The organism is Mycobacterium sp. NGS56, assembly GCF_059812425.1.
Map to the genome: position 1 here is coordinate 1,508,665 of NZ_JCALCQ010000001.1, position 18,950 is coordinate 1,527,614.

An 18,950-nucleotide genomic window follows, 5' to 3' on the forward strand; every position below is an offset into this window, starting at 1 on the left:
AACATACCTTTTAGTACGTCGACATCCGGTGGCGAGAATGACTCCGAGGTTTGCTCGCCCGCGCGGGGCGCGGCTGATCGCGATGCCGTTGCACGCCAGTACATTTCGACCAGCACCATCAACCGCCGCGGCTCGGCCGAAGGGCGAATTGCTACCATCGCGCGGTGAGTGATCGCCTAAGTGGGCTGCGATCCGTTGCCCGCCGCGACGTCCTGAAGGTCGCCGGTGTGATGCCGGTGATCGCCGCCGCCGGCGCACTGCTGCCGACCCCGCGGGCAAAGGCCGGGGTGGCCGGGATGTCGGTGTTTCTCGACCCGGGTCACAACGCCGTCAATGACGCGTCGATCAACCAGCAGGTCACCAATGGGCGCGGCGGCACCAAGCCGTGTCAAACGTCGGGCGCCGCTGCCGACGATGGCTATCCCGAGCACGCGTTCACCTGGGCGGTGGTGGGATTGATCAACGATGCACTGAACCAGATGGGCGTTCGAACCCAGCTGTCGCGCGACAGCGACGGCGGCGTCGGTCCCTGCATCGACCAGCGCGCCGCGGCGGCCAACGCCATGCACCCGGACGCCATCGTGAGCATCCATGCCGACGGTGGGCCTGCGTCCGGCAGCGGATTCCACGTGAACTACTCCAGCCCGCCGCTCAACGACGTCCAATCCGGACCCGCCGTGCAGCTGGCGCATGCGATGCGGGATGCCTTGGTCCAGTCCGGTTTACAGCCGGCCAACTACATCGGCTCGGACGGCCTGTACGGTCGCGACGACCTCGCGGGACTGAACCTGGCCCGGTACCCGGCGGTCCTGGTCGAACTGGGCAACATGAAAAACGCCGCTGACCTGGCCCGAATGGAAAGTCCGGACGGCCGGGCGAAATATGCCGACGCCGTCACCCAGGGGATAGTCGCCTTCCTGAACTCCAAAGCCCCGACCGGCTAGGGACGCCTCAGCTGCCAAACCCGCCCACCGGCGCCGCGACCGGAGCCTGCCCGCCCAGTGCCAGGTGGCTGGAGGCGAAGGCGACGCCCTTGTCGATCATGGCGCCGTCGTCGGCGTAGGTGTCGTGGGCGGCGAAGTTCATCCCGTCGGAACACACCGGGTCTTCGGTGGCGCAGACCTTGATGGTCTTGTCTTGGTAGGCGGGGCCGATGACTACCGGCGGTTCACCGAGGAAGTTCATGGCGCGCACGTTGGGCATGCCGTAGAGCACGACTGAGGAGACGTGGTTGGCGACGTCGGGGGACAGCGGTTTGGGGACGGTGTTGGGGTCGACGCCGTCGGGTACGGCGGCTGAGGTGACAAAGCCCATGACGGCCGCGCCCTGGGAGTAGCCGCCGAGCACCATCTTGGTATTGGGGCAGTCGTGGGCCATCGAATTGACGTGGGCGCCCGCGTCTCTGATGCCATCGATGCCGGTGGCCCATTGGTCGCTGGCGGGGTAGTTGACCGGATAGACGTCGAGCGACCGTCCGCCCACGCGTTGGCGCAGGGAGTCGACGAAGGCCTGGCCGGTGGGGCCGACGCCCGGTGCTTCGCCGGTGCCGCGGGCGAATACCACTTGCACGTCGGGACACTGGGCGAAGGCCGACGGGATGACGGCGGCCGACACGGCCGACACGGCCACGCCCGACGCTGCGATAACCGCTGCTGAACCGATGGAACGGATGATGTGACGTGCGCTCATGGCGTCCAAAGTGCCCATGCAAGCCCCTCCCAAACCTGTCAAGTTGCCAACCGATAGGTGACGTTTCCTGTGTATCGAGGGCAGGCTCGGATAGCGGCCGCGTCGCCGCTATCGCACCGGCCCAGTGGGTCGCGGTAAACAATTCGAGTCGTCGTTGGGTGTTGTCCATTCATGGTAGCCGGAGACGGCGAGCACCAGACTGGCGCCCACTGTCAGGGTGGTGGCGACATGGCAACGGGTGAAACGGGTTTCGACGACCTATCCGTCGATCTTATTTCCCTTCAATATCACTCGCTGAAGGCGGGGCATGATTACGGTCGGTACGTCCGCGATGCGAAAAACTTGGGTGTGGCTGATGTCGAGTCCTTCTTCAACGAAGTAATGGCTCAGGATCCGAACGCGCACGCCGATGCCACGAGTTTTCGGGCCAACTGCAGGGGACGCCTGCGGCCCGACCCGTCACGAGATAAGAACTGCGACGGCCCGCGGCGAGCCGGCCAGGAGATTCCGTCCTGTGTTGTGGCGACTTTGCCACCGGCTGCCAAGGGTCGCGTAACCCAGGGCAGGGCGGCCGTTTACGCGGTTAATCGCCGGGATGACCAGGTCTGATAGATCCGTCAATGGGTTACCGCTCTTGTGTCAGCATGGTCACATACCGGCAAAGCTCTGATGCGATCGGCGTGGCGCCCTATTAGAGTTGCGTATCTTAGGGAAAGCTTATGATTTCGTTAAGTATGAATATGGGTAGCACGGAGCAAGACTGTGGACACGGACCGGTTCGACGCGATCATTGTGGGCGCGGGTTTCGGCGGCATCGGTGCCGCTATTCAGCTCAAGCGCCTCGGGTTTGACAATTTCGTCATCCTTGACCGCGAGGACGACCTGGGCGGCACCTGGCATGTCAATCACTACCCGGGCATCGCTGTCGACATCCCATCAACCACGTACTCGTATTGGTTCGAGCCCAAGCCGGACTGGTCACGGCTATTCGCGCCGGGCGCCGAGGTCAAGCAGTACGCGGAGGAGGTCGCCGACAAGTACGACGTGCGCCGCCACATGCGGTTCAACACGACGGCGGAAGGTGCCCAGTGGGATGAGGAGGCCGCGGTGTGGCGGGTGGCGCTGGCCGGCGGCGAAACGCTGACGACCCGCTTCCTGATCACGGCTACCGGTTTCCTGTCCCAGCCGCGCATGCCGGATATCCCGGGAATCGACAGTTTCCAGGGCAAAGTGGTCCACACCACGGCGTGGGACCACGACTACCGCTACGAAGGGCGGCGCATCGCGGTCATCGGGACCGGCGCGTCCGCGGTGCAGGTCGTTCCCGAGCTGGCCAGAGAGGCCGCAGAGCTGACGGTCTACCAACGGACCGCGACCCATGTGATACCCAAGCTTGACTTCGAGTTCTCTCCGGCGGTGCGGCGTCTGTTCGCGCGGATGCCGGTGACGCAGCGCGCGCTGCGGTGGGTGACCGACGTCATCCTCGAAATCATCATGGTCGTGGGGGCGCTGCACTTCCGGGAATCCCGGGGGCGCGGAAACATTTCCGCCTCCGACCTGGCCAAGATCAGCCGATTCCGGTGGATCCGGGACAAGGAACTGCGCGCCAAGTTGACGCCGGACTACGACCTCGGCTGCAAGCGGCCGACCTTTTCCAACGGCTTCTACCGCGCGTTCACCAAGCCACACGTGCACCTGGAGACCAACTCGATCGAGCGGATCGAGCCGGACGGCATCGTCACCACCGACGGACGTAAGGCCGTCATCGACACCCTGGTATTGGCGACCGGTTTCGACCTGTGGGAAGCCAACTTCCCGGCCATCGAGGTGGTCGGCCGCAAGGGCCGCAACCTGGGTAAATGGTGGCGGGAGACCAGGTTCCAGGCCTACCAGGGCGTGTCCATTCCCCACTTCCCCAACTACTTGGGACTGGCAAGCCCGTTCGCGTTCTCCGGACTGTCCTTCTTCCACACCATCGAATACCAGATGCGGCACATGGACAGGCTGCTAGGCGAGGTCAAGCGCCGCCGCGCGACGACCTTCGAGGTAACCGAAGAGGCCAACGACCGGTTCATGCAGCGGATGACCAAACTGCTGGACAACACGGTGTTCTACTCCGGTAACTGCGCGACGTCTCGTTCGTACTACTTCAGCCCCAGCGGTGAGGCGTCGTTGCTGCGGCCGACGTCGACACTCAACTCGGTGCGAGAAGCCGAGACCTTCCCGCTCAGCGATTACGTGATCGCCTAGGCCTCAGCGGTTTTGGTCAGCGCCGGGTCGGGCTTTTCCGACGACATCGACAAAAACCCCCGCGCACAGCGCGCGGCAAGCCACCAATTGGCCGGCTTTCTCATGTCCAGCCCGCCCAGGAGTTGCTTGATCATGGTCAGCGTGTCGAAGTAAATACGTTCGCAGACAAGGGTTTCGGTGTCATCGAAGACAAAGTATGCCGTCATGCGCACGCGGAACCGGCTGCCCGTGGGCGGGACCTTGCCCAAGTACCCGCGGTGGGTGCCCATCAGCCAGAATTCAACGATCACTGCGTCGGCGCTGTGGCGCAGCGCGATGATTTCGTGGTCCTGGTCGGGAAACGCGGCCCGCGTGTAGGTGTAGTAGTCGCGCACCGCCGCGTCGCCGTCGTGCACGAGCATCTGGGGGATCAGCTCGTAGCGCGGATGCGGAAAGGTCGACAAGACGTCGTCCCAGGCTTGGCGGACCTCGTCGTGGAAGTGGTCGAGCACGATTTTCTGGCGGGCGGCCAGCACCTCGGCGGCGGGAAACGCGGGAATGGTCACGTGGTCAGCGTAAGCCGCCCAGACGTGATAGCGCATGCGCTATCGGTTTCGAAACAGCGATATACCTCCCGGGCGGGTCTCCGGGTGGGCCATGGGCCTTCGCCGAACCCGCTAGCGCGTGCGCTAGCGGAAGTGAGCAGGCGACATGCCTTCGGACAGAAAGGAATTCGAGGCGGGCCTACCTGGGCGGCGTCCAGGCCACCGGCAGTGTTTTGATGCCGTGGATGAACTGCGACAGCAGCCGCGCGGGTTCGTCCGTTGCGACGATGTCGGGTATCTCGCGGCGCAATTCGTCGAAGACGACCCTGATCTCACGGCGAGCCAGGTTGGCGCCCAGGCAGAAATGGGCACCGCCGCCGCCGAAGCCGAAGTGCGGATTGGGGGTGCGCGCCAAGTCGAAAACCCAGGGATTGTCGAACGTCGACTCGTCGCGATTCGCCGAGTTGTACCACAGCGTGGCCTTGTCGCCGGCCTTCATCTTGGTGCCGCCGAGCTTGAAGTCCCGGGTCAACGTGCGTCGCATGTAGATCACCGGGGAGGCCCACCGCACGATCTCCTCGACGGCAGTGGGCGTCAGGCGGTCGAAGTTGGTCCACCACTTCTCCCGTTCGGCGGGGTAGCGGGACAGCGCCAGCACACCGTGGCTGATCGCGTTGCGCGTCGTCTCGTTGCCCGCCACCACCAGCAGGATGAAGAAGGACGCGATCTCTGCCGAAGACAGCCGTTCCCCGTCGACCTCGGCCTCCACCAAGCTGGTGGTCAGATCGTCGTGGTGATTGGATCGCCGGTCCTCGGCCAGCGCGCTGGCGTAGGCGCCGATGTCCATCGACACCTTAAGGAACTCATTGAAATCCGTCGCCAGATCCGGGTCGCCGAACCCCAAAATCACGTTGGTCCAATGGAATATCCGCTGATGGTCCTCTTCGGGGATGCCCATCATGTCGCAGATGACCTGTAGCGGCAGCGGACCGGCGAGCTCGCTGATTAGCTCGGCCTCCCCGTCGGGATGATTGGCGACGAGCGACGCGACCAGGCGGCGGGCCCGCTCGCGCACCGAGACCTCGATGCGCGCCACCACTTTCGGGGTGAACGCGCGGCTGACGATCGAGCGAAGCCGTTGGTGTCGCGGATCGTCCAGCACGATCATCGAGCCGAAGTATTCGCTGATTTCCGGGGTGTTGTCGTTGATCGTGATGTTGGGACTGGAGCTGAAGATGTCGGGGTGACGGCTCGCGAAGTACACGTCGTCGTGTTTGGTCAGCGCCCAGTGCCCGCCGCCCGGCTCGAACCCCTCGTACTCGACCGCGGACCAGAACGAGATCGGCGCCTCGCGGCGCAGGGTGGCGAAAGCGCCGTCGCGGACGTCGTCGTCCAAGGCCCAGAAGTCCAGCGAGTCGAGATGGATGTCGGCCAGCGGGATGTCGGGCGGTGGCGCCCCGTTCGTCCGCGGCGCCAGAGCGTTCGTGGGACCCGTCTTGAGGCTCATCGAAACCTCCTTCGAGGGGGAGATGGGTCAGTGCGTGCAGACCGTTCTGGCGGGCGCCCCCACCGTCGCCGTCGCCGCGCTCACCACGTTGCCGTCCACCAAAATCTTGCAGGAGATGGGGCCGGGCCCCTGCGCGCTGATGGTGAACACTTCCCCGCCGTAGCCGGTGAACTCCGTCGACCAGGGCAGCGGCGCATTCACCTGATGCAGCTGCCCGTTGTCGGTTTGGTAGTAGATGAACTCGGCGACGGCGGGCCCGTTGACCTCATAGCGAACCTTCGGCATCTGGGGCAGGGCGTGGGCCACGCCGCACGCATTCGCGAAACCGAAACCGACGGCCAACAGGACCGAAGGTCCGGCGAGGTGCTTCATCATGAATTGCATCGTGTCACCACGAGCGACGGTAGGGAAGCTTATGGTGATGTTCGGCTGGTGACCGGAAAGGTGGCGTCAAAGCATGGCGGAACGCGGTTCAAAGCGGGTGGTGGTGTACGGAACCGGCTTCGTCGGCAAGATGGTGATCGCCGAGGTCGTCAAGCATCCGTTGTTCGAGTTGGTCGGTGTTGGCGTCAGCAACCCCGACAAGGTCGGCCGCGACGTCGGCGACATCTGCGGGCTGCCCGAGCCGGTCGGGATCACCGCCACCGACGACGTCGACGCGCTGATCGCCCTGAAACCCGACGCGCTGGTGCACTACGGTCCGACGGCCATGCACGCCAAGGAGAACATCTCGCTGATCACCCGCTTCCTGCGGGCCGGCATCGACGTGTGCTCGACCGCGATGACACCGTGGGTCTGGCCGACCATGAGCCTCAACCCGCCGAACTGGATCCAGCCGATCACCGAGGCCTGCGAGCTGGGGGAGTCGTCGTGCTTCACCACCGGCATCGATCCCGGATTCGCCAACGACCTGTTCCCGATGACGTTGATGGGGCTGTGCTCGGAGGTGCGCCGGGTCCGGGCGTCCGAGTTGCTGGACTACACCAACTACGAGGGTGACTACGAATTCGAGATGGGCATCGGCCGCGAGCCCGAGTTCAAGCCCATGCTCGAAGACCGCGACATGCTGATCTTCGCGTGGGGCGCGACCGTCCCGATGATCGCGCACGCCGCCGGCATCATGCTCGACGAAATCACCACCACCTGGGACAAGTGGGTGACCCCGACGGAGCGTAACTCCGCCAGGGGCGTCATCAAGCCAGGGCACGTGGCCGCAGTCCGGTTCACCATCAACGGCGTCTACCAGGGCGAAACCCGCATCCAGCTCGAGCACGTCAACCGGATCGGGCTGGATGCCGCCCCGGACTGGCCGACCGGCCACGACAACGACGTCTACCGCGTCGACATCGAGGGCACCCCGAGCATCTTCCAGGAGACCGCGTTTCGTTTCACCGACGGCTCGGGCCGGGACGCGGCCGCGGCCGGATGCCTGGCGACGGGCTTGCGAGCACTCAATGCGGTCCCCGCGGTCAACGACCTGCGGCCGGGTTGGGTCACCCCGCTCGACCTCCCGCTGATCGCCGGCGAAGGCAGCATCCGCTGACCGGCGCACAGCGGGCGCATAGCCGCCGCTGACGCGGAGTACAGGAGTTGGCGGGACAATAACGGCTAGCCGATGCGAGTTGGTGCTGCGGATACGGGGATCGAATATGGCCGATGGAGTCGGGACCGCGCTGGGCTTGTCGATCGGAACCACCAACCTGGCGGCCGTCACGTCCGACAACGCCATTACCCGCAAGCCCGTTCTGACGCTCTATCCGGATCGTCCCGCCGAGGTCGGCCTCCCGGCGGAGAACCCCAGACTGCAGGGCCCCGGCGTGGTGATCACCGGCTTCGTCGACCGGGTCGGCGACCCGCGTGGCGTCGTGGCCGTCGACGGCTCGGTGCACCGCAGCGAGGTGTTACTCGCCGACGCGTTGCGGGCGCTCGCATCCGCCGCCACCGGCGGCCGTGCCGTGCCCGACGACGTCGCGGTGACCTATCCGGCCCACTGGGAGTCAGCCGCGGTGGAGGCCCTCGGCGCCGCCCTGGGCGAGGTCCCCGAATGGTCGCGGCGCGCGCGGCCCATCCTGCTGATCCCCGATGCCGCGGCGACACTGCTCGCCCTGCGGACCAGCCCGGGGATACCGCCGGGCGGGACCGTGGCGGTCTGCGATCTCGGCGGCAGCGGCACCAGCATCACATTGATGCGCGCCGACGGTGACTACCACGCGTTGGCTCCGACCGTTCGGCACCGCGATTTCTCCGGTGACCTGATCGACCAGGCATTGCTGGGCGTCGCTATCGCCAACATGCCGACCACCGGCGCGTTCCCGACCGGCACCGCGGCGATCGGCTCGCTGAGCCGGCTGCGAAACGCATGCCGGATCGCCAAGGAACAGTTGTCGTCGAGCATGGTGGCCACGCTCACGGACGGGCTGACCGGTACGCGCGGCGAAGTCCGGCTCACCCGGCACGAACTCGACGACGCGATCCGCCCGTCGCTGGACAACGTGATCGCGGCGTTGGAGGAGGCTTTGGCGCGCAACGGAATCCGTGATCTCGTCGCGGTGGTCTCGACGGGCGGCGGGGCGAACCTGCCCACCGTCACCACCACGCTGTCGCGGCATTTCCGCGTTCCCGTGGCCACGACGCCGCGCCCGCAACTCACGGCAGCGGTCGGCGCCGCGTTGCGGGCGGCGCACGGCTCCGGCGATGCCGGCGCGACGCTCTCCGCGCCTGCCGCGCCCGCCACCGCGACCGCGCGGGCATGGTCGGCGACCGGGCATCACTCGCGGGTCAGCCCCGCGGTCGCGACGGGGCGTGCGGCGCGGGCAAGCTCTCCGACGGTTGCCGCCGAATCCGCACCCGGCCCCCGCAAGCGGCTGCCTTCTCGCCGGCACCTGCTGCCTGCGGCGGCGATCATCATCACCGCCGCGGCAGTGCTGCTGGTGGGGACCGCCGTGGCGATCGGACTGACCTCGCAGAACAAATCGGCGACCACGCCAACTCCGGTCCTGAGCACGACGCCAGCGGTTCCGCCGCCAGCTCCCAAGAGCGCGAGCGCCGAGCCCGTCGCGCCGCCCCCGGACGTTCCGGTGCCGTCGACCTCCGACACCAACCCGCCCGCCGAGACCGAGACGCCGATGACCACCACGCCTCGGGCGACTCCTCAGGCGGCGCCACCGGCCGCACCGATGGGTCCGGCGGCTCCGCGCAGGGTGGCGGCGCCAGCGATTCCACCCATTCCGGGTGTCAACGAGCCCATTCCCGGGCTAGACAGGGTCAACCAGATCATTCAGGAGATCGAGGGCAACCTGGGCATCGGCGCATTGGGGCCGATGCCCGCACGCTGAAGCCAGAGGCGGGAATCCGGCTATGGCTCAGCCCTTTTCGCCCTTTTTACTCTTTTCGCCCTTGTTCTCCTCCTGGGCGGCTTCTTTCAGCTTCTCGTTGAGGGCCTTGTCTTTCTCGATCTGCTTCTGCAGAGCTTTTTCGTCGCGCTCGTCATCGCCCTTGTCCTGGGCATCCACACCTCGAGCATCCGAGCCCTCGGGCGTTTCGTGCTTAGGATTGCCGTCGTCGTCCAGCCAGTCGTTGACCGCGGTGCCGGACACGCTTCCCCCGGTGCCGGGCAACACGATCGTGGGCTTGTCCTTGTAGGCCTCCATCATCTTGGCGGCCTCTTCTTTGTCGCCCTCGTCCGGCTCAGGTTTCTCGGTCAGGCGCTGCTCATCATCCCCTTGACTGGTCTGATCAGCTTGTTCAGCTCGACTCGACTGCCTGTCGTTGTTAGTCGCCTTGTCGTCCTCAGTCCCCTTATCGTCCTGCACGCTCATGCGTTTACCCCCTTGCGGTCGCAGGTTGACGATTGCTAGGGATTACCCGCTGTGCCGCTGTGCCGAAACTCTCATCGCTGCGATGTGTCGCGCTTGACCAGCACGACCAGCGCCTGCGGAATCCGCATCGGCTCGGGCGCGCTTGACAGACGCTCGGCGAGCCCGGCCTGAAGTTGCTCGACGAATTTCGCTGCTCGCTCGTCGTGGATACCACCGTCGAGGGCGCCCACCAGAGACGGAAACATCGCGAAGCGAGCGAAGGCCGCCCACTGCGCGCCGAAAGCCTCTGCGTCGTGATCCAACTGGTAACGAGCCCAGAATCGATCCTCGGCGATGAACATCTCGAGGTGCTCGATCATCAGGCCTTCGAACCGGCCCTTCGGCGCGAACGGGGCGCGAAAATCCTTCTCGGCACGGGCGAACGTCGGAATGCTCATGCGCCGCACCTCATCTGAGTGCAGCAACCCGTCGCGCACCTGATCGTCCAGTTCCTCGACGATGGCATCGAGCAGCGGGGCGAAGCCTGCCGTGTCGTCATCATCGGCGCACAGCGTCAACACCACCAGCCGCCCCTCGGGAGCCAACTCGCGGCCGCGGAAGGCGACGAAGTTATGCCAGTCCAGCGCGGCCTGGTCGGCGTAGGCCGAGTGTGCCGCCTCGTCTGCGCTGCGCGAGACGTGCACGTGATCGCGAACCTCGCAGGGAGTGCGGCTCAGCCATTGGGTTGCCCACGACGTCCAGCCCAGGTTGACCGTTTTGGACGGCACGATCTGGTCATAAAACGAGCGGCCGACCGCGGAGGTGAACGTCGCGGTGTCGGAGTGCAGATAGCTTTCCGGGTCGTCGGCCACCGTCTCGAACAGCGCCGCGAAGTCGTTGCGAGGTACATCGGTGTGCGCCACCAGGATTGCGTGATCGCGGCGGGTGCGGCGGCGCAACACCGCGATGGCCGCCGAGAGCGGCTTCAGTGAATTATGCCCATGGGCGGCGCCGTAGTCGGCGATGACGATCGGCTGCGGAGCCTTGGGCAGCGTCACCTGTTCGGCGGCCCGCTCGAACGCCGCGATCGCCCGTGCCAAACCGGCGGCCCGAAGCCGCGTCGCCTCGGTGTAGTCGGGCTCGGGCCGCACCACAATGCTCGATTCGGGCATTTGGGGTTCAGGCGGCATGGATCAACGATAATCGTTGCGCTGATTGTCAGTTCGCCGTCGGGTAGCTCACGCCGGTAAGCTGCGCGGAAAGCTCCCACAGTCGCCGGCAGTCGTCTTCGTTGCGTGCGCGCTTGGGCACCTTCGCCAAAGCCACCCCGCCGCCGGCGGCCTCGAAGGGTCCGCGGGGCCCATAGAACGCGCCACCTTCGGCCTGCGGCGCGGCGGCCGCGTACAGCGCCGGCAGAATCCCCTCGTCGATCTCCTGCCACAGGAACGGCGTGAAACGCCAGGACGCCTTGTACAACCGCTCCATCAGCGCGGGCTTCTCGCGGCCGTGCGAAGGTCCGGTGATCTGCAGGTTGGTCTTGGTCAGGCCGGGGTGTGCGGCGTTGGACAGGATGCCCCACCCGGCCGCGCTGCTGCGCCGGTCCAACTCGAGGGCGAACATCAACACCGCCAGCTTCGATTGACCGTAGGCCGACATGGCGGCGTAGGACTTTTCGAATTGGAGGTCGTCGAAGTGGATCTTGCCGCTTTGGCGCGCCGCCAGGCTGCTCAGCGAAACCACTCGCGCGCCCTGGGCGGCTCGCAGCAGTGGCAGCAGGTGGGCGGTGAGCGCGAAGTGCCCGAGATGATTGCTGCCGAACTGCAATTCAAATCCGTCGGCGGTGCAGGCGCGTTCCGGCGGCGTCATGACACCGGCGTTGTTGATCAGGATGTCGATCGGACGGCCCTCGGTGTTGAGTTGTTCACCCAGCGCGGCGACGGCGGCGAGCGACGACAAGTCGAGGGGTTTGATGGTCAGCTTGGCCGCGGGAACCGTGCTGCGGATTTCGTCGATCGCCGCCTCGCCCTTGGCGCGGTTGCGGATGGCCATGACGACGTCGGCGCCGGCTGCCGAAAGTCGCCGAGCCAGCCCGAATCCCAGACCGCTGTTCGCCCCGGTGATGACTGCGAGTTTTCCAGACAGATCGGGCACGGTGGCGACAAGGTTGCTGGCCATGCGTATCACTCCTTACCGGTGCGGTCCGGGTCTCAGTCTGGTCGCCTAGTGTCCGCGGGCCACCCATTCCTCATAGTGCACGATCTCGTCACCGATGGTGGTGCTGTCGCCGTGGCCGGTGTGCACGACGGTCTCGCCGGGCAGCTTGCCGAGCCGCCCAGAAATCGATTCCAGAATCGTCGGGAAGTCGGAGTACGAACGCCCGGTCGCGCCGGGGCCGCCGGCGAACAAGGTGTCGCCGCTGAATACGACGCCCAGGTCGTGCACGTACCAACACACCGATCCCGGGGAGTGGCCCGGAGTGTGCAATGCTGTCAGCTCGGTGCCGTCGATCTTCAGTGTCTGCCCATCGGATATCGTACGGAAATCCTTGTCCGGGTGGGTCATTCGCCACAAGACCTCGTCGGCGGGATGCAGCAGCACAGGTGCGTCCAGCGTGCTGCCGAGTTCCGGCGCCACTGTGACGTGATCGTTGTGGCCGTGCGTGCACACCACCGCCACCACATGGCGACCCCCTACCGCCTCGACGATCGGCGCCGCGTCGTGCGCCGCGTCGAAAACCACGACATTCGAGTTGTCGCCGATCAGCCAGATGTTGTTGTCGACTTCCCAACTGCCGCCGTCGAGTTCAAAGGTGCCGTGCGTGACCACCCGATCGATCATCACCATCAGAGCATCACCACCGAACGTAATACCTTGCCATCGTGCATCCGCTTGAACGCCTCCTCGATGCCGTCTAGCCCGATTCGCTCCGAGACAAACTTGTCCAGCGGAAGACGGCCCTGCAGGTACAGGTCGATCAGCGTGGGGAAGTCACGTTCGGGCAGGCAGTCGCCATACCACGACGACTTCAACGAGCCGCCGTGGCTGAAGAAGTCCACCAGCGGCATGTCCAGGCGCATATCGGGGGTCGGAACACCAACCAGCACAACGGTTCCGGCGAGGTCGCGGGCGTAGAAGGCCTGCTTCCAGGTCTCGGGCCGGCCCACCGCGTCGATCACCACGTTCGCGCCGAACCCGTCGGTGAGGTCCTGAATCGTCTTGACCACGTCGAGTTCGCGGGCGTTGACGGTGTGCGTGGCGCCGAACTTGCGGGCCAGCTCCAGTTTCGTGTTGTCGGTGTCGACGGCGATGATCCGCCGCGCGCCCACCAGCGCCGCACCGGCGATGGCGGCGTCGCCCACGCCGCCGCAACCGATTACCGCGACCGTGTCATCCCGGGTGACCGCGCCGGTGTTGATCGCGGCACCCAGGCCGGCCATCACCCCGCAACCCAGCAGGCCCGCGACCGCGGGGTCGGCCTCGGGATTGACTTTGGTGCACTGGCCTGCGGCCACCAGCGTCTTGTCGGCGAACGCCCCGATGCCCAGGGCGGGCGTGAGCTCGGTGCCATCGGTCAGCGTCATTTTCTGCGTGGCATTGAAGGTGTCGAAGCACAGGTGCGGTCTGCCGCGCTTGCAGGCCCGGCACTGCCCGCACACCGCGCGCCAGTTCAAGACGACGAAGTCGCCCGGCGCCACGGCGGTCACGTCGGGCCCGACGGCCTCGACCCGGCCGGCGGCCTCATGGCCGAGCAGGAAGGGATACTCGTCGTTGATGCCGCCCTCGCGGTAGGTCAAGTCGGTGTGGCACACCCCGCAGGCGATGACGTCGACCAGAGCCTCCCCGGGCCCGGGGTCCGGCACAACGATGTCCACCAATTCGACGGGTTCGCCCTTCTTGCGTGAAATGACGCCGCGCACTGTCTGACTCATGGGCTCCAACCTAGGCGTTCGTCGCCATACATCTGGTGGCGGGTGTTCACCCTGCTACCGTTGGCAACCGGCTGGCCGATTACTCGGTGTAGCGTCCCTGGGCGTGACAGCTTGGGAAACCACCGAAGAATTCACCGAACGGATGACCTCTGCCATCGACGGCGCCAGTCTGACGCTGTTGCTCAGCATCGGGCATCAGACGGGACTGCTGGACACGATGGCCGGGCTGGCACCTTCCACCAGCGAGGAGATCGCCTCGGCGGCCGGACTGAACGAGCGCTACGTCCGAGAGTGGTTGGCGGGCATGACCACCGGGCGCGTCGTCGAGTACGACCCCGATACCGCAAGGTACTCGTTGCCCCCGCAGCGCGCCAAGGTGCTGACACGTGAGGCCGGACCGGACAACCTGGCCCTGGTGACCCTGCTCGTTCCGGTGCTCGCCGAGGTCGAACAAAAAATCATCGGGTGCTTCCGCGCCGGCGGCGGGCTGCCGTACAGCGAGTTTCCCCGTTTTCACGCGTTGATGGCCGAGCAGAGCGGCGTGGTGTACGACACCGCGTTGGTCGACGCGGTGCTGCCGTTGGTGGACGGCCTCGTGGAGCGCCTGCGGTCCGGAGCCGAGGTGGCGGATTTCGGCTGCGGCAGCGGACACGCCATCAATGTGATGGCACAAGCGTTTCCGGCCAGCCGCTTCACCGGAATCGACTTTTCCGAAGAGGCCATCGCCACCGGGATCCGGGAAGCCGCCGATCGTGGCCTGACCAATGCGGCCTTTGAAAGCCACAATCTGGCTGATTTGGAAAAGGCGGACGCTTACGACGTCGTCACCGTCTTCGACGCCATCCACGACCAAGCGCAGCCGGCGCGGGTTTTGGAGAACATCTACCGGGCACTGCGGCCCGGCGGCGTGCTGCTGATGGCCGACATCAAGGCGTCGAGCCGGCTCGAGGAGAACATCGGCGTTCCGATGAGCACCTACCTGTACACGACATCGCTGATGCACTGCATGACGGTCTCGCTGGCGTCCGACGGCGCCGGACTGGGCACCGCCTGGGGGACGCAGCTGGCCGTCTCGATGCTGGGGGATGCCGGCTTCGAGGACGTCAGCGTGGCCGAGATCGAGTCCGACCCGATCAACAACTACTACATCGCCAGGAAGTGATGGCGGCCCTCGACGCCCTGGAAGTCTGGCCGGTCGGGGCCGCCGCCGCCGCGGTGGTTGGGCCCGGCGGCGTGCTGGCCAGCCACGGTGACGTCGGGCGGGTGTTCGAGCTCGCCTCGGTGACCAAGCCACTGGCCGCGCGGGTGGTGCAGGTCGCCATCGAGGAAGGGGCGGTCGACCTCGACACGGCCGCCGGCCCGCCCGGGGCGACCGTCCGCCACCTGCTGGCCCACGCCTCGGGCTTGTCGATGCAGTCCGACCAGGTGCTGGCCGCGCCCGGCGCCCGCCGGATCTACTCCAACCATGGCTTTACGGTGCTCGCCCAGACCGTGGAGCAACACACCGGCATCGAGTTCGCGCGCTACCTGGCCGAGGCGGTGTGCGAACCGCTGGGCATGGCGGCGACCCACCTGGACGGCGGCGCGGTGGCCGCCGGATTCGGGGCGAGGTCGACGGTGGCGGACCTGGCGGCGTTCGCCGGGGACTTGTTGCGCCCGGCGACGGTCTCGGCGGGCCTGCACGCCGAGGCGACGACAGTGCAGTTTCCGGGTTTGGACGGCGTTCTGCCTGGTTACGGGGTGCAGCGGCCCAATGATTGGGGGCTGGGTTTTGAGCTTCGGGACTCGAAATCGCCGCATTGGACGGGCGCGCATAATTCCACGCGAACGTACGGCCATTTCGGCCAAGCAGGCGGTTTTATCTGGGCAGATCCCGAAAAAGACCTGGCGCTGGTGGTCCTCACGGACCGCGAATTCGGGGAGTGGGCACTGGCGCCTTGGCCGGCGGTTTCTGACGCCGTGATAGCCGATTACGGCTAGTGGGAAACGCACACTAGCGCAACAGGGGTATCACAAGGCACAATAGACACGCACGACACACAAAAAATCGAAGATTTCAGCAAGCTGCCCTGTTTGTCGGGTCCGCAGGTCGTTGGGGAAGACGTCCCTCGTGGAACCGAAGGAGCAGGAAATGCGAGCGTCGAATCAATTCGCCGACGTGACGACCGGCGTGGTGTATGTGCACGCGTCGCCCGCGGCGGTTTGCCCGCATGTCGAGTGGGCGTTGTCGTCGACCCTGGGTGCCAAGGCGAATCTGACCTGGACGCCGCAGCCGGCCATGCCCGGACAGTTGCGCGCGGTGACCAACTGGGTCGGACCGGTGGGGACCGGCGCCAAACTGGCCAACGCCTTACGGTCCTGGTCCGTGCTGCGGTTCGAGGTCACCGAGGACCCCAGCCCTGGAGTCGACGGCCACCGGTTCAGCCACACCCCGCAACTCGGCCTGTGGAGCGGGGCGATGAGCGCCAACGGCGACGTCATGGTCGGCGAGATGCGTCTGCGGGCGATGATGGCCCAGGGCGCCGACACCCTGGCCGCGGAATTGGACTCGGTGCTGGGCACCGCCTGGGATGAGGCGCTGGAGCCCTACCGCGATGGCGGCGACGTCGGCGAGGTGACCTGGCTCAGCCGGGGAGTCGGTTAGTGGATCGGCGGCTTATTCCGGCCGCCTCTCTGGAAGCAATAAGCGGCTCTCAAAACAGCTAGCGCGTTCGGACACGCGCTAATGGTTCGTGGAGACCGGGGGGACCTACCGCTTGGCCGGCCGCAGAATCTGTAGCGCGCCCGGGACCGCCGAGATGTCGGCCGGCAGCGCGCAGGCGAAGTCGCCGTCGGCGTAGACGTTGATGCCGGGACACTCGACGTGAATCGATCTGGCCCGCGCCGTGCTCACCTCGTCGAGGTTGACGTGGGTGCCCTTCATCACGGTGGGGAACAGCCGGACCAGCTTGGTGCGGGATGCCTCGTGCACCATGGTGATGTCGAGCAGACCGTCGGTGTAGTCCGCGCCGGGACAGATCTGCATCCCGCCGCCGTAGCTGCGGGTGTTGCCGAAGGCGGCAAGCGTGATATCCGCATCGACCTCTTTGGTGCCGTCGAACACCATGCGGAACGGCAGGAGCCGCAGCTGCGACAGCTCGGCGAGCATCGCGAGGTAATAGCGCAGCCTGCCGTGCGGCCAGGTCATCCGGTTGGCGCGATCGGTGACCAGCGAATCGAAGCCGGCGGCCGCCACCGTGCCGAACCATTTCTCCACTCCGTTGCTGTCCCGAATCAAGCCCAGGTCAATGGATTCCGTGCAGCCGTCGACGACGATGTCCGCGGCGGCCTCGACATCCCTGGTGGGAATGCCGAATTCGCGGGCGTGGTCGTTGCCGGTGCCGGCCGGGATCACGCCCAGCGGAATGTCGGTGCCCGCCATCACCTGCAGGGCGTTGGAGACGACGCCGTCGCCTCCGGTCACCATGACCGCGTCGGTGCCCTTCTCCAGGGCCGCGCCGAGCAGGTGCCGCGCGTCCTGGGCGTCGTCGCCGATGATTTCGACGACCTCCACGCCCCGACGGTGCAGCCGCGCGATCGCGCGCTGGGCGGCGTGGACCCCGGCGCCGTGGCCCGACACCGGGTTGGTCAGCGCGGTCACCCTGCCGATTTCCCGGCGGCGGGCTTCGGCTGTCACGGAATCAGCTTGCCGGGATTGAGAATTCCGGCCGGGTCCAGAGTCTGCTTGACGGCCCGTAGCACCTGCACTCCCAGCTCGCCTATCTCGTCGCGCATCCACGGCCGGTGGTCGGCACCGACCGCATGATGGTGGGTGATGGTCCCGCCGGTGGCCATGATGGCATCCGACGCCGCCTTTTTGGCGGCTTTCCATTGCTCGATCGGGTTGCCCCGTTGCCCCGCGACGACGGTGAAATACAACGAGGCGCCGGTGGGGTACACGTGGGAGATGTGACACATCACCAAGGCGGGGGTACCCGTTGCGGCTAGCGCATCGATAAGCGCTTGGGTGACAGCATTTTTCAGCGCGGAGACATTCGACCAATCGGTGGCCGTCTCCAGCGTTTCGCACAGCGCGCCCGCCGCGAGCAGCGAATCGCGCAGGTACGGTGCGCCGAAGCGGCCGCGCTCCCACGCCCGCGCCGGACCGTCGCCCAGCGAGGTTCCGCCCTGGGCCGCCAGGAGCGCGCTGGTCTCGGCGTGCCGGCTTTCGACGTGCTCCTCGGTGCCTTCGAACATGGTGATGGCCAGGCATCCGCCGGTGATCTGAGATTCGCCGATCGACTCGGTAGTGGCCAGGTTGACTCCGGTCTCGGCCTCGTCGGAGAGCCGAATGACGGTGGGGCCCGTGGCATTTTGGGTGACGGCGCGCAGGGCCGCCGCCCCGGTCTCGAAATCGGGGAACGACCACGCCTCGTAGCGGACCGCTTTTGGAACGCGGTGCACGCGCAGCCGCACCCGGGTGATGACGCCCAGGGTGCCCTCCGAGCCGATCAACAGCTGGCGCAGGTCGGGACCCGCGGCGGATTCCGGCGCGCGACCCAGATCCATGGTGCCCACCGGGGTGACCACGCGCAGCCCGCGCACCATGTCGTTGAACCGGCCGTAGCCCGCCGAATCCTGACCGGAGGAGCGGGTCGCGGCGAAGCCGCCGATAGTGGCGTACTCAAAGCTCTGCGGGAAATGACCGAGCGAAAAGCCTTGTGCGCCAAGCAGGCGTTCGGCGTCCGGCCCGGTGACCCCGGCCCCGAGAACGGCTTGGCCGGACACGTCGTCCAGCGAGATCAGTTGGTCGAACCGGCGTAGATCGAGCGAGACGACGGCGGCAAACTCCCCGCGGATGGGATCCAGGCCGCCGACCACACTGGTGCCCCCGCCGAAGGGTACGACGGCGATGCGATGGTCCGAGCAGTAGCGCAGGATCGCGGCAACGGCGTCGTCATCGGCGGGCAGCAACACGGCGTCGGGCGCGTCCTGGGTGCCGTGTTCCGCGCGGTTGAGCAGGTCGATGGTGGATTTGCCGCCCGCGCGCAGCAGCCGGTCGGGGTCCGCGGTGCGGCAGTACTCGGCGCCGACGATGGCGCCCAGGGCCTCCTGATCGGACTGCGACAACGCTGACGGGCGCAATTTGACCTGGTCGGATCGCAGTTCGGCCGTGTGGGACCCCTCGACCCCCACGGCCTGCTGCAGCAAGGACCGGATCCCCTCCGACAGGGGCTTGGCCGCGGCGGGATCTCCCCACGCGTTCCATTTCATC

The 18,950-nt window shown here is 66.4% G+C and carries 18 protein-coding genes and 1 pseudogene; 8 read left to right on the plus strand and 11 right to left on the minus strand.

Annotation, left to right across the window (positions count from 1 at the left end; all coding sequences use genetic code 11):
- Positions 1–164 precede the first annotated feature (164 nt).
- Positions 165–944 carry an Rv3717 family N-acetylmuramoyl-L-alanine amidase gene (locus AC5Y4F_RS06935; RefSeq protein ID WP_197520630.1) on the plus strand — a complete coding sequence of 260 codons (780 nt, stop codon included), beginning with the start codon at positions 165–167 and terminating at the stop codon, positions 942–944.
- 7 nt (positions 945–951) lie between these two features.
- On the opposite strand, the gene AC5Y4F_RS06940 is transcribed toward AC5Y4F_RS06935, so the two are convergent.
- Complete coding sequence (locus AC5Y4F_RS06940) at positions 952–1,707, minus strand: cutinase family protein (RefSeq protein WP_499995674.1); 756 nt, start codon at positions 1,705–1,707, stop codon at positions 952–954.
- A 210-nt stretch (positions 1,708–1,917) separates the two neighbouring features.
- Here AC5Y4F_RS06940 and AC5Y4F_RS06945 point away from each other — a divergent pair.
- Together AC5Y4F_RS06945 and AC5Y4F_RS06950 are read left to right on the plus strand one after the other, a co-directional pair.
- A pseudogene (locus tag AC5Y4F_RS06945) lies at positions 1,918–2,159 on the plus strand (acyl carrier protein).
- 292 nt (positions 2,160–2,451) lie between these two features.
- Positions 2,452–3,939 carry a flavin-containing monooxygenase gene (locus AC5Y4F_RS06950; RefSeq protein ID WP_067937640.1) on the plus strand — a complete coding sequence of 496 codons (1,488 nt, stop codon included), beginning with the start codon at positions 2,452–2,454 and terminating at the stop codon, positions 3,937–3,939.
- On the opposite strand, the gene AC5Y4F_RS06955 is transcribed toward AC5Y4F_RS06950, so the two are convergent.
- From AC5Y4F_RS06955 to AC5Y4F_RS06965, 3 genes are all read right to left on the minus strand, one after another.
- Positions 3,936–4,484 carry an ester cyclase gene (locus AC5Y4F_RS06955; RefSeq protein ID WP_067937664.1) on the minus strand — a complete coding sequence of 183 codons (549 nt, stop codon included), beginning with the start codon at positions 4,482–4,484 and terminating at the stop codon, positions 3,936–3,938. The genes AC5Y4F_RS06950 and AC5Y4F_RS06955 overlap by 4 nt on opposite strands.
- Positions 4,485–4,662: 178 nt before the next feature.
- The gene (locus AC5Y4F_RS06960; RefSeq protein WP_067937639.1) at positions 4,663–5,970 is read right to left on the minus strand and encodes a cytochrome P450; all 1,308 of its coding nucleotides are present in this window, start codon (positions 5,968–5,970) and stop codon (positions 4,663–4,665) included.
- A 27-nt stretch (positions 5,971–5,997) separates the two neighbouring features.
- A complete protein-coding gene (locus AC5Y4F_RS06965) occupies positions 5,998–6,345 on the minus strand; it encodes an MmpS family transport accessory protein (protein ID WP_197520640.1) in 348 nt (115 codons plus the stop codon).
- Between the two features lie 82 nt (positions 6,346–6,427).
- Here AC5Y4F_RS06965 and AC5Y4F_RS06970 point away from each other — a divergent pair, with 82 nt between their 5' ends.
- Positions 6,428–7,513, plus strand: a complete 1,086-nt coding sequence (locus tag AC5Y4F_RS06970; protein WP_067937634.1) for an NAD(P)H-dependent amine dehydrogenase family protein — start codon at positions 6,428–6,430, stop codon at positions 7,511–7,513.
- Between the two features lie 106 nt (positions 7,514–7,619).
- Positions 7,620–9,305 (plus strand): Hsp70 family protein, encoded by a 1,686-nt coding sequence (locus tag AC5Y4F_RS06975; protein WP_499995678.1) that lies wholly within the window; start codon positions 7,620–7,622, stop codon positions 9,303–9,305.
- 27 nt (positions 9,306–9,332) lie between these two features.
- On the opposite strand, the gene AC5Y4F_RS06980 is transcribed toward AC5Y4F_RS06975, so the two are convergent.
- From AC5Y4F_RS06980 to AC5Y4F_RS07000, 5 genes are all read right to left on the minus strand, one after another.
- Positions 9,333–9,788 (minus strand): hypothetical protein, encoded by a 456-nt coding sequence (locus AC5Y4F_RS06980; RefSeq protein WP_499995682.1) that lies wholly within the window; start codon positions 9,786–9,788, stop codon positions 9,333–9,335.
- Between the two features lie 71 nt (positions 9,789–9,859).
- Positions 9,860–10,957, minus strand: coding sequence for a class I SAM-dependent methyltransferase (locus AC5Y4F_RS06985; protein WP_067937630.1), 1,098 nt, complete (start codon positions 10,955–10,957; stop codon positions 9,860–9,862).
- Between the two features lie 28 nt (positions 10,958–10,985).
- On the minus strand, positions 10,986–11,942 hold the full coding sequence (locus AC5Y4F_RS06990) for an SDR family oxidoreductase (RefSeq protein ID WP_499995684.1): 957 nt from the start codon (positions 11,940–11,942) through the stop codon (positions 10,986–10,988).
- Positions 11,943–11,987: 45 nt separating this feature from the next.
- Positions 11,988–12,611: an MBL fold metallo-hydrolase gene (locus tag AC5Y4F_RS06995; protein ID WP_067937626.1), complete on the minus strand. Its 624-nt coding sequence runs from the start codon at positions 12,609–12,611 to the stop codon at positions 11,988–11,990.
- Positions 12,611–13,696 (minus strand): S-(hydroxymethyl)mycothiol dehydrogenase, encoded by a 1,086-nt coding sequence (locus tag AC5Y4F_RS07000; RefSeq protein WP_067937625.1) that lies wholly within the window; start codon positions 13,694–13,696, stop codon positions 12,611–12,613. Before AC5Y4F_RS07000 ends, AC5Y4F_RS06995 begins: the two co-directional genes overlap by 1 nt.
- A 103-nt stretch (positions 13,697–13,799) precedes the next feature.
- On the opposite strand from AC5Y4F_RS07000, the gene AC5Y4F_RS07005 reads away from it, so the two are divergent.
- The 3 genes from AC5Y4F_RS07005 to AC5Y4F_RS07015 all read left to right on the plus strand — a co-directional run bounded on the left by AC5Y4F_RS07005 (position 13,800) and on the right by AC5Y4F_RS07015 (position 16,340).
- Positions 13,800–14,858, plus strand: a complete 1,059-nt coding sequence (locus AC5Y4F_RS07005; protein WP_499995685.1) for a class I SAM-dependent methyltransferase — start codon at positions 13,800–13,802, stop codon at positions 14,856–14,858.
- The gene (locus AC5Y4F_RS07010) at positions 14,858–15,676 is read left to right on the plus strand and encodes a serine hydrolase domain-containing protein (protein ID WP_499995686.1); all 819 of its coding nucleotides are present in this window, start codon (positions 14,858–14,860) and stop codon (positions 15,674–15,676) included. Before AC5Y4F_RS07005 ends, AC5Y4F_RS07010 begins: the two co-directional genes overlap by 1 nt.
- A 151-nt stretch (positions 15,677–15,827) precedes the next feature.
- Positions 15,828–16,340, plus strand: coding sequence for a DUF3145 domain-containing protein (locus AC5Y4F_RS07015; protein WP_067937660.1), 513 nt, complete (start codon positions 15,828–15,830; stop codon positions 16,338–16,340).
- 105 nt (positions 16,341–16,445) lie between these two features.
- Here AC5Y4F_RS07015 and AC5Y4F_RS07020 read toward each other — a convergent pair whose 3' ends face one another.
- The gene (locus AC5Y4F_RS07020) at positions 16,446–17,372 is read right to left on the minus strand and encodes a diacylglycerol kinase (protein WP_499995687.1); all 927 of its coding nucleotides are present in this window, start codon (positions 17,370–17,372) and stop codon (positions 16,446–16,448) included.
- Entirely contained in the window at positions 17,369–18,949 is a 1,581-nt protein-coding gene (locus tag AC5Y4F_RS07025; RefSeq protein WP_499995808.1) for an FAD-binding oxidoreductase, read from the minus strand. The genes AC5Y4F_RS07020 and AC5Y4F_RS07025 overlap by 4 nt, the downstream gene beginning before the upstream one ends.
- Position 18,950 lies beyond the last annotated feature (1 nt).

What these genes read in the sequence shown, in the direction of transcription:
- AC5Y4F_RS06940 (WP_499995674.1), bottom strand. Translation starts at nt 1,707, where the DNA reads ATGGGCACTTTGGACGCCATGAGCGCACGTCACATCATCCGTTCCATC.
- AC5Y4F_RS06960 (WP_067937639.1), bottom strand. Translation starts at nt 5,970, where the DNA reads ATGAGCCTCAAGACGGGTCCCACGAACGCTCTGGCGCCGCGGACGAAC.
- AC5Y4F_RS06965 (WP_197520640.1), bottom strand. Translation starts at nt 6,345, where the DNA reads ATGATGAAGCACCTCGCCGGACCTTCGGTCCTGTTGGCCGTCGGTTTC.
- AC5Y4F_RS06970 (WP_067937634.1), top strand. Translation starts at nt 6,428, where the DNA reads ATGGCGGAACGCGGTTCAAAGCGGGTGGTGGTGTACGGAACCGGCTTC.
- AC5Y4F_RS06975 (WP_499995678.1), top strand. Translation starts at nt 7,620, where the DNA reads ATGGCCGATGGAGTCGGGACCGCGCTGGGCTTGTCGATCGGAACCACC.
- AC5Y4F_RS06980 (WP_499995682.1), bottom strand. Translation starts at nt 9,788, where the DNA reads ATGAGCGTGCAGGACGATAAGGGGACTGAGGACGACAAGGCGACTAAC.
- AC5Y4F_RS06985 (WP_067937630.1), bottom strand. Translation starts at nt 10,957, where the DNA reads ATGCCGCCTGAACCCCAAATGCCCGAATCGAGCATTGTGGTGCGGCCC.
- AC5Y4F_RS06990 (WP_499995684.1), bottom strand. Translation starts at nt 11,942, where the DNA reads ATGGCCAGCAACCTTGTCGCCACCGTGCCCGATCTGTCTGGAAAACTC.
- AC5Y4F_RS06995 (WP_067937626.1), bottom strand. Translation starts at nt 12,611, where the DNA reads ATGGTGATGATCGATCGGGTGGTCACGCACGGCACCTTTGAACTCGAC.
- AC5Y4F_RS07000 (WP_067937625.1), bottom strand. Translation starts at nt 13,696, where the DNA reads ATGAGTCAGACAGTGCGCGGCGTCATTTCACGCAAGAAGGGCGAACCC.
- AC5Y4F_RS07010 (WP_499995686.1), top strand. Translation starts at nt 14,858, where the DNA reads ATGGCGGCCCTCGACGCCCTGGAAGTCTGGCCGGTCGGGGCCGCCGCC.
- AC5Y4F_RS07015 (WP_067937660.1), top strand. Translation starts at nt 15,828, where the DNA reads ATGCGAGCGTCGAATCAATTCGCCGACGTGACGACCGGCGTGGTGTAT.
- AC5Y4F_RS07025 (WP_499995808.1), bottom strand. Translation starts at nt 18,949, where the DNA reads ATGAAATGGAACGCGTGGGGAGATCCCGCCGCGGCCAAGCCCCTGTCG.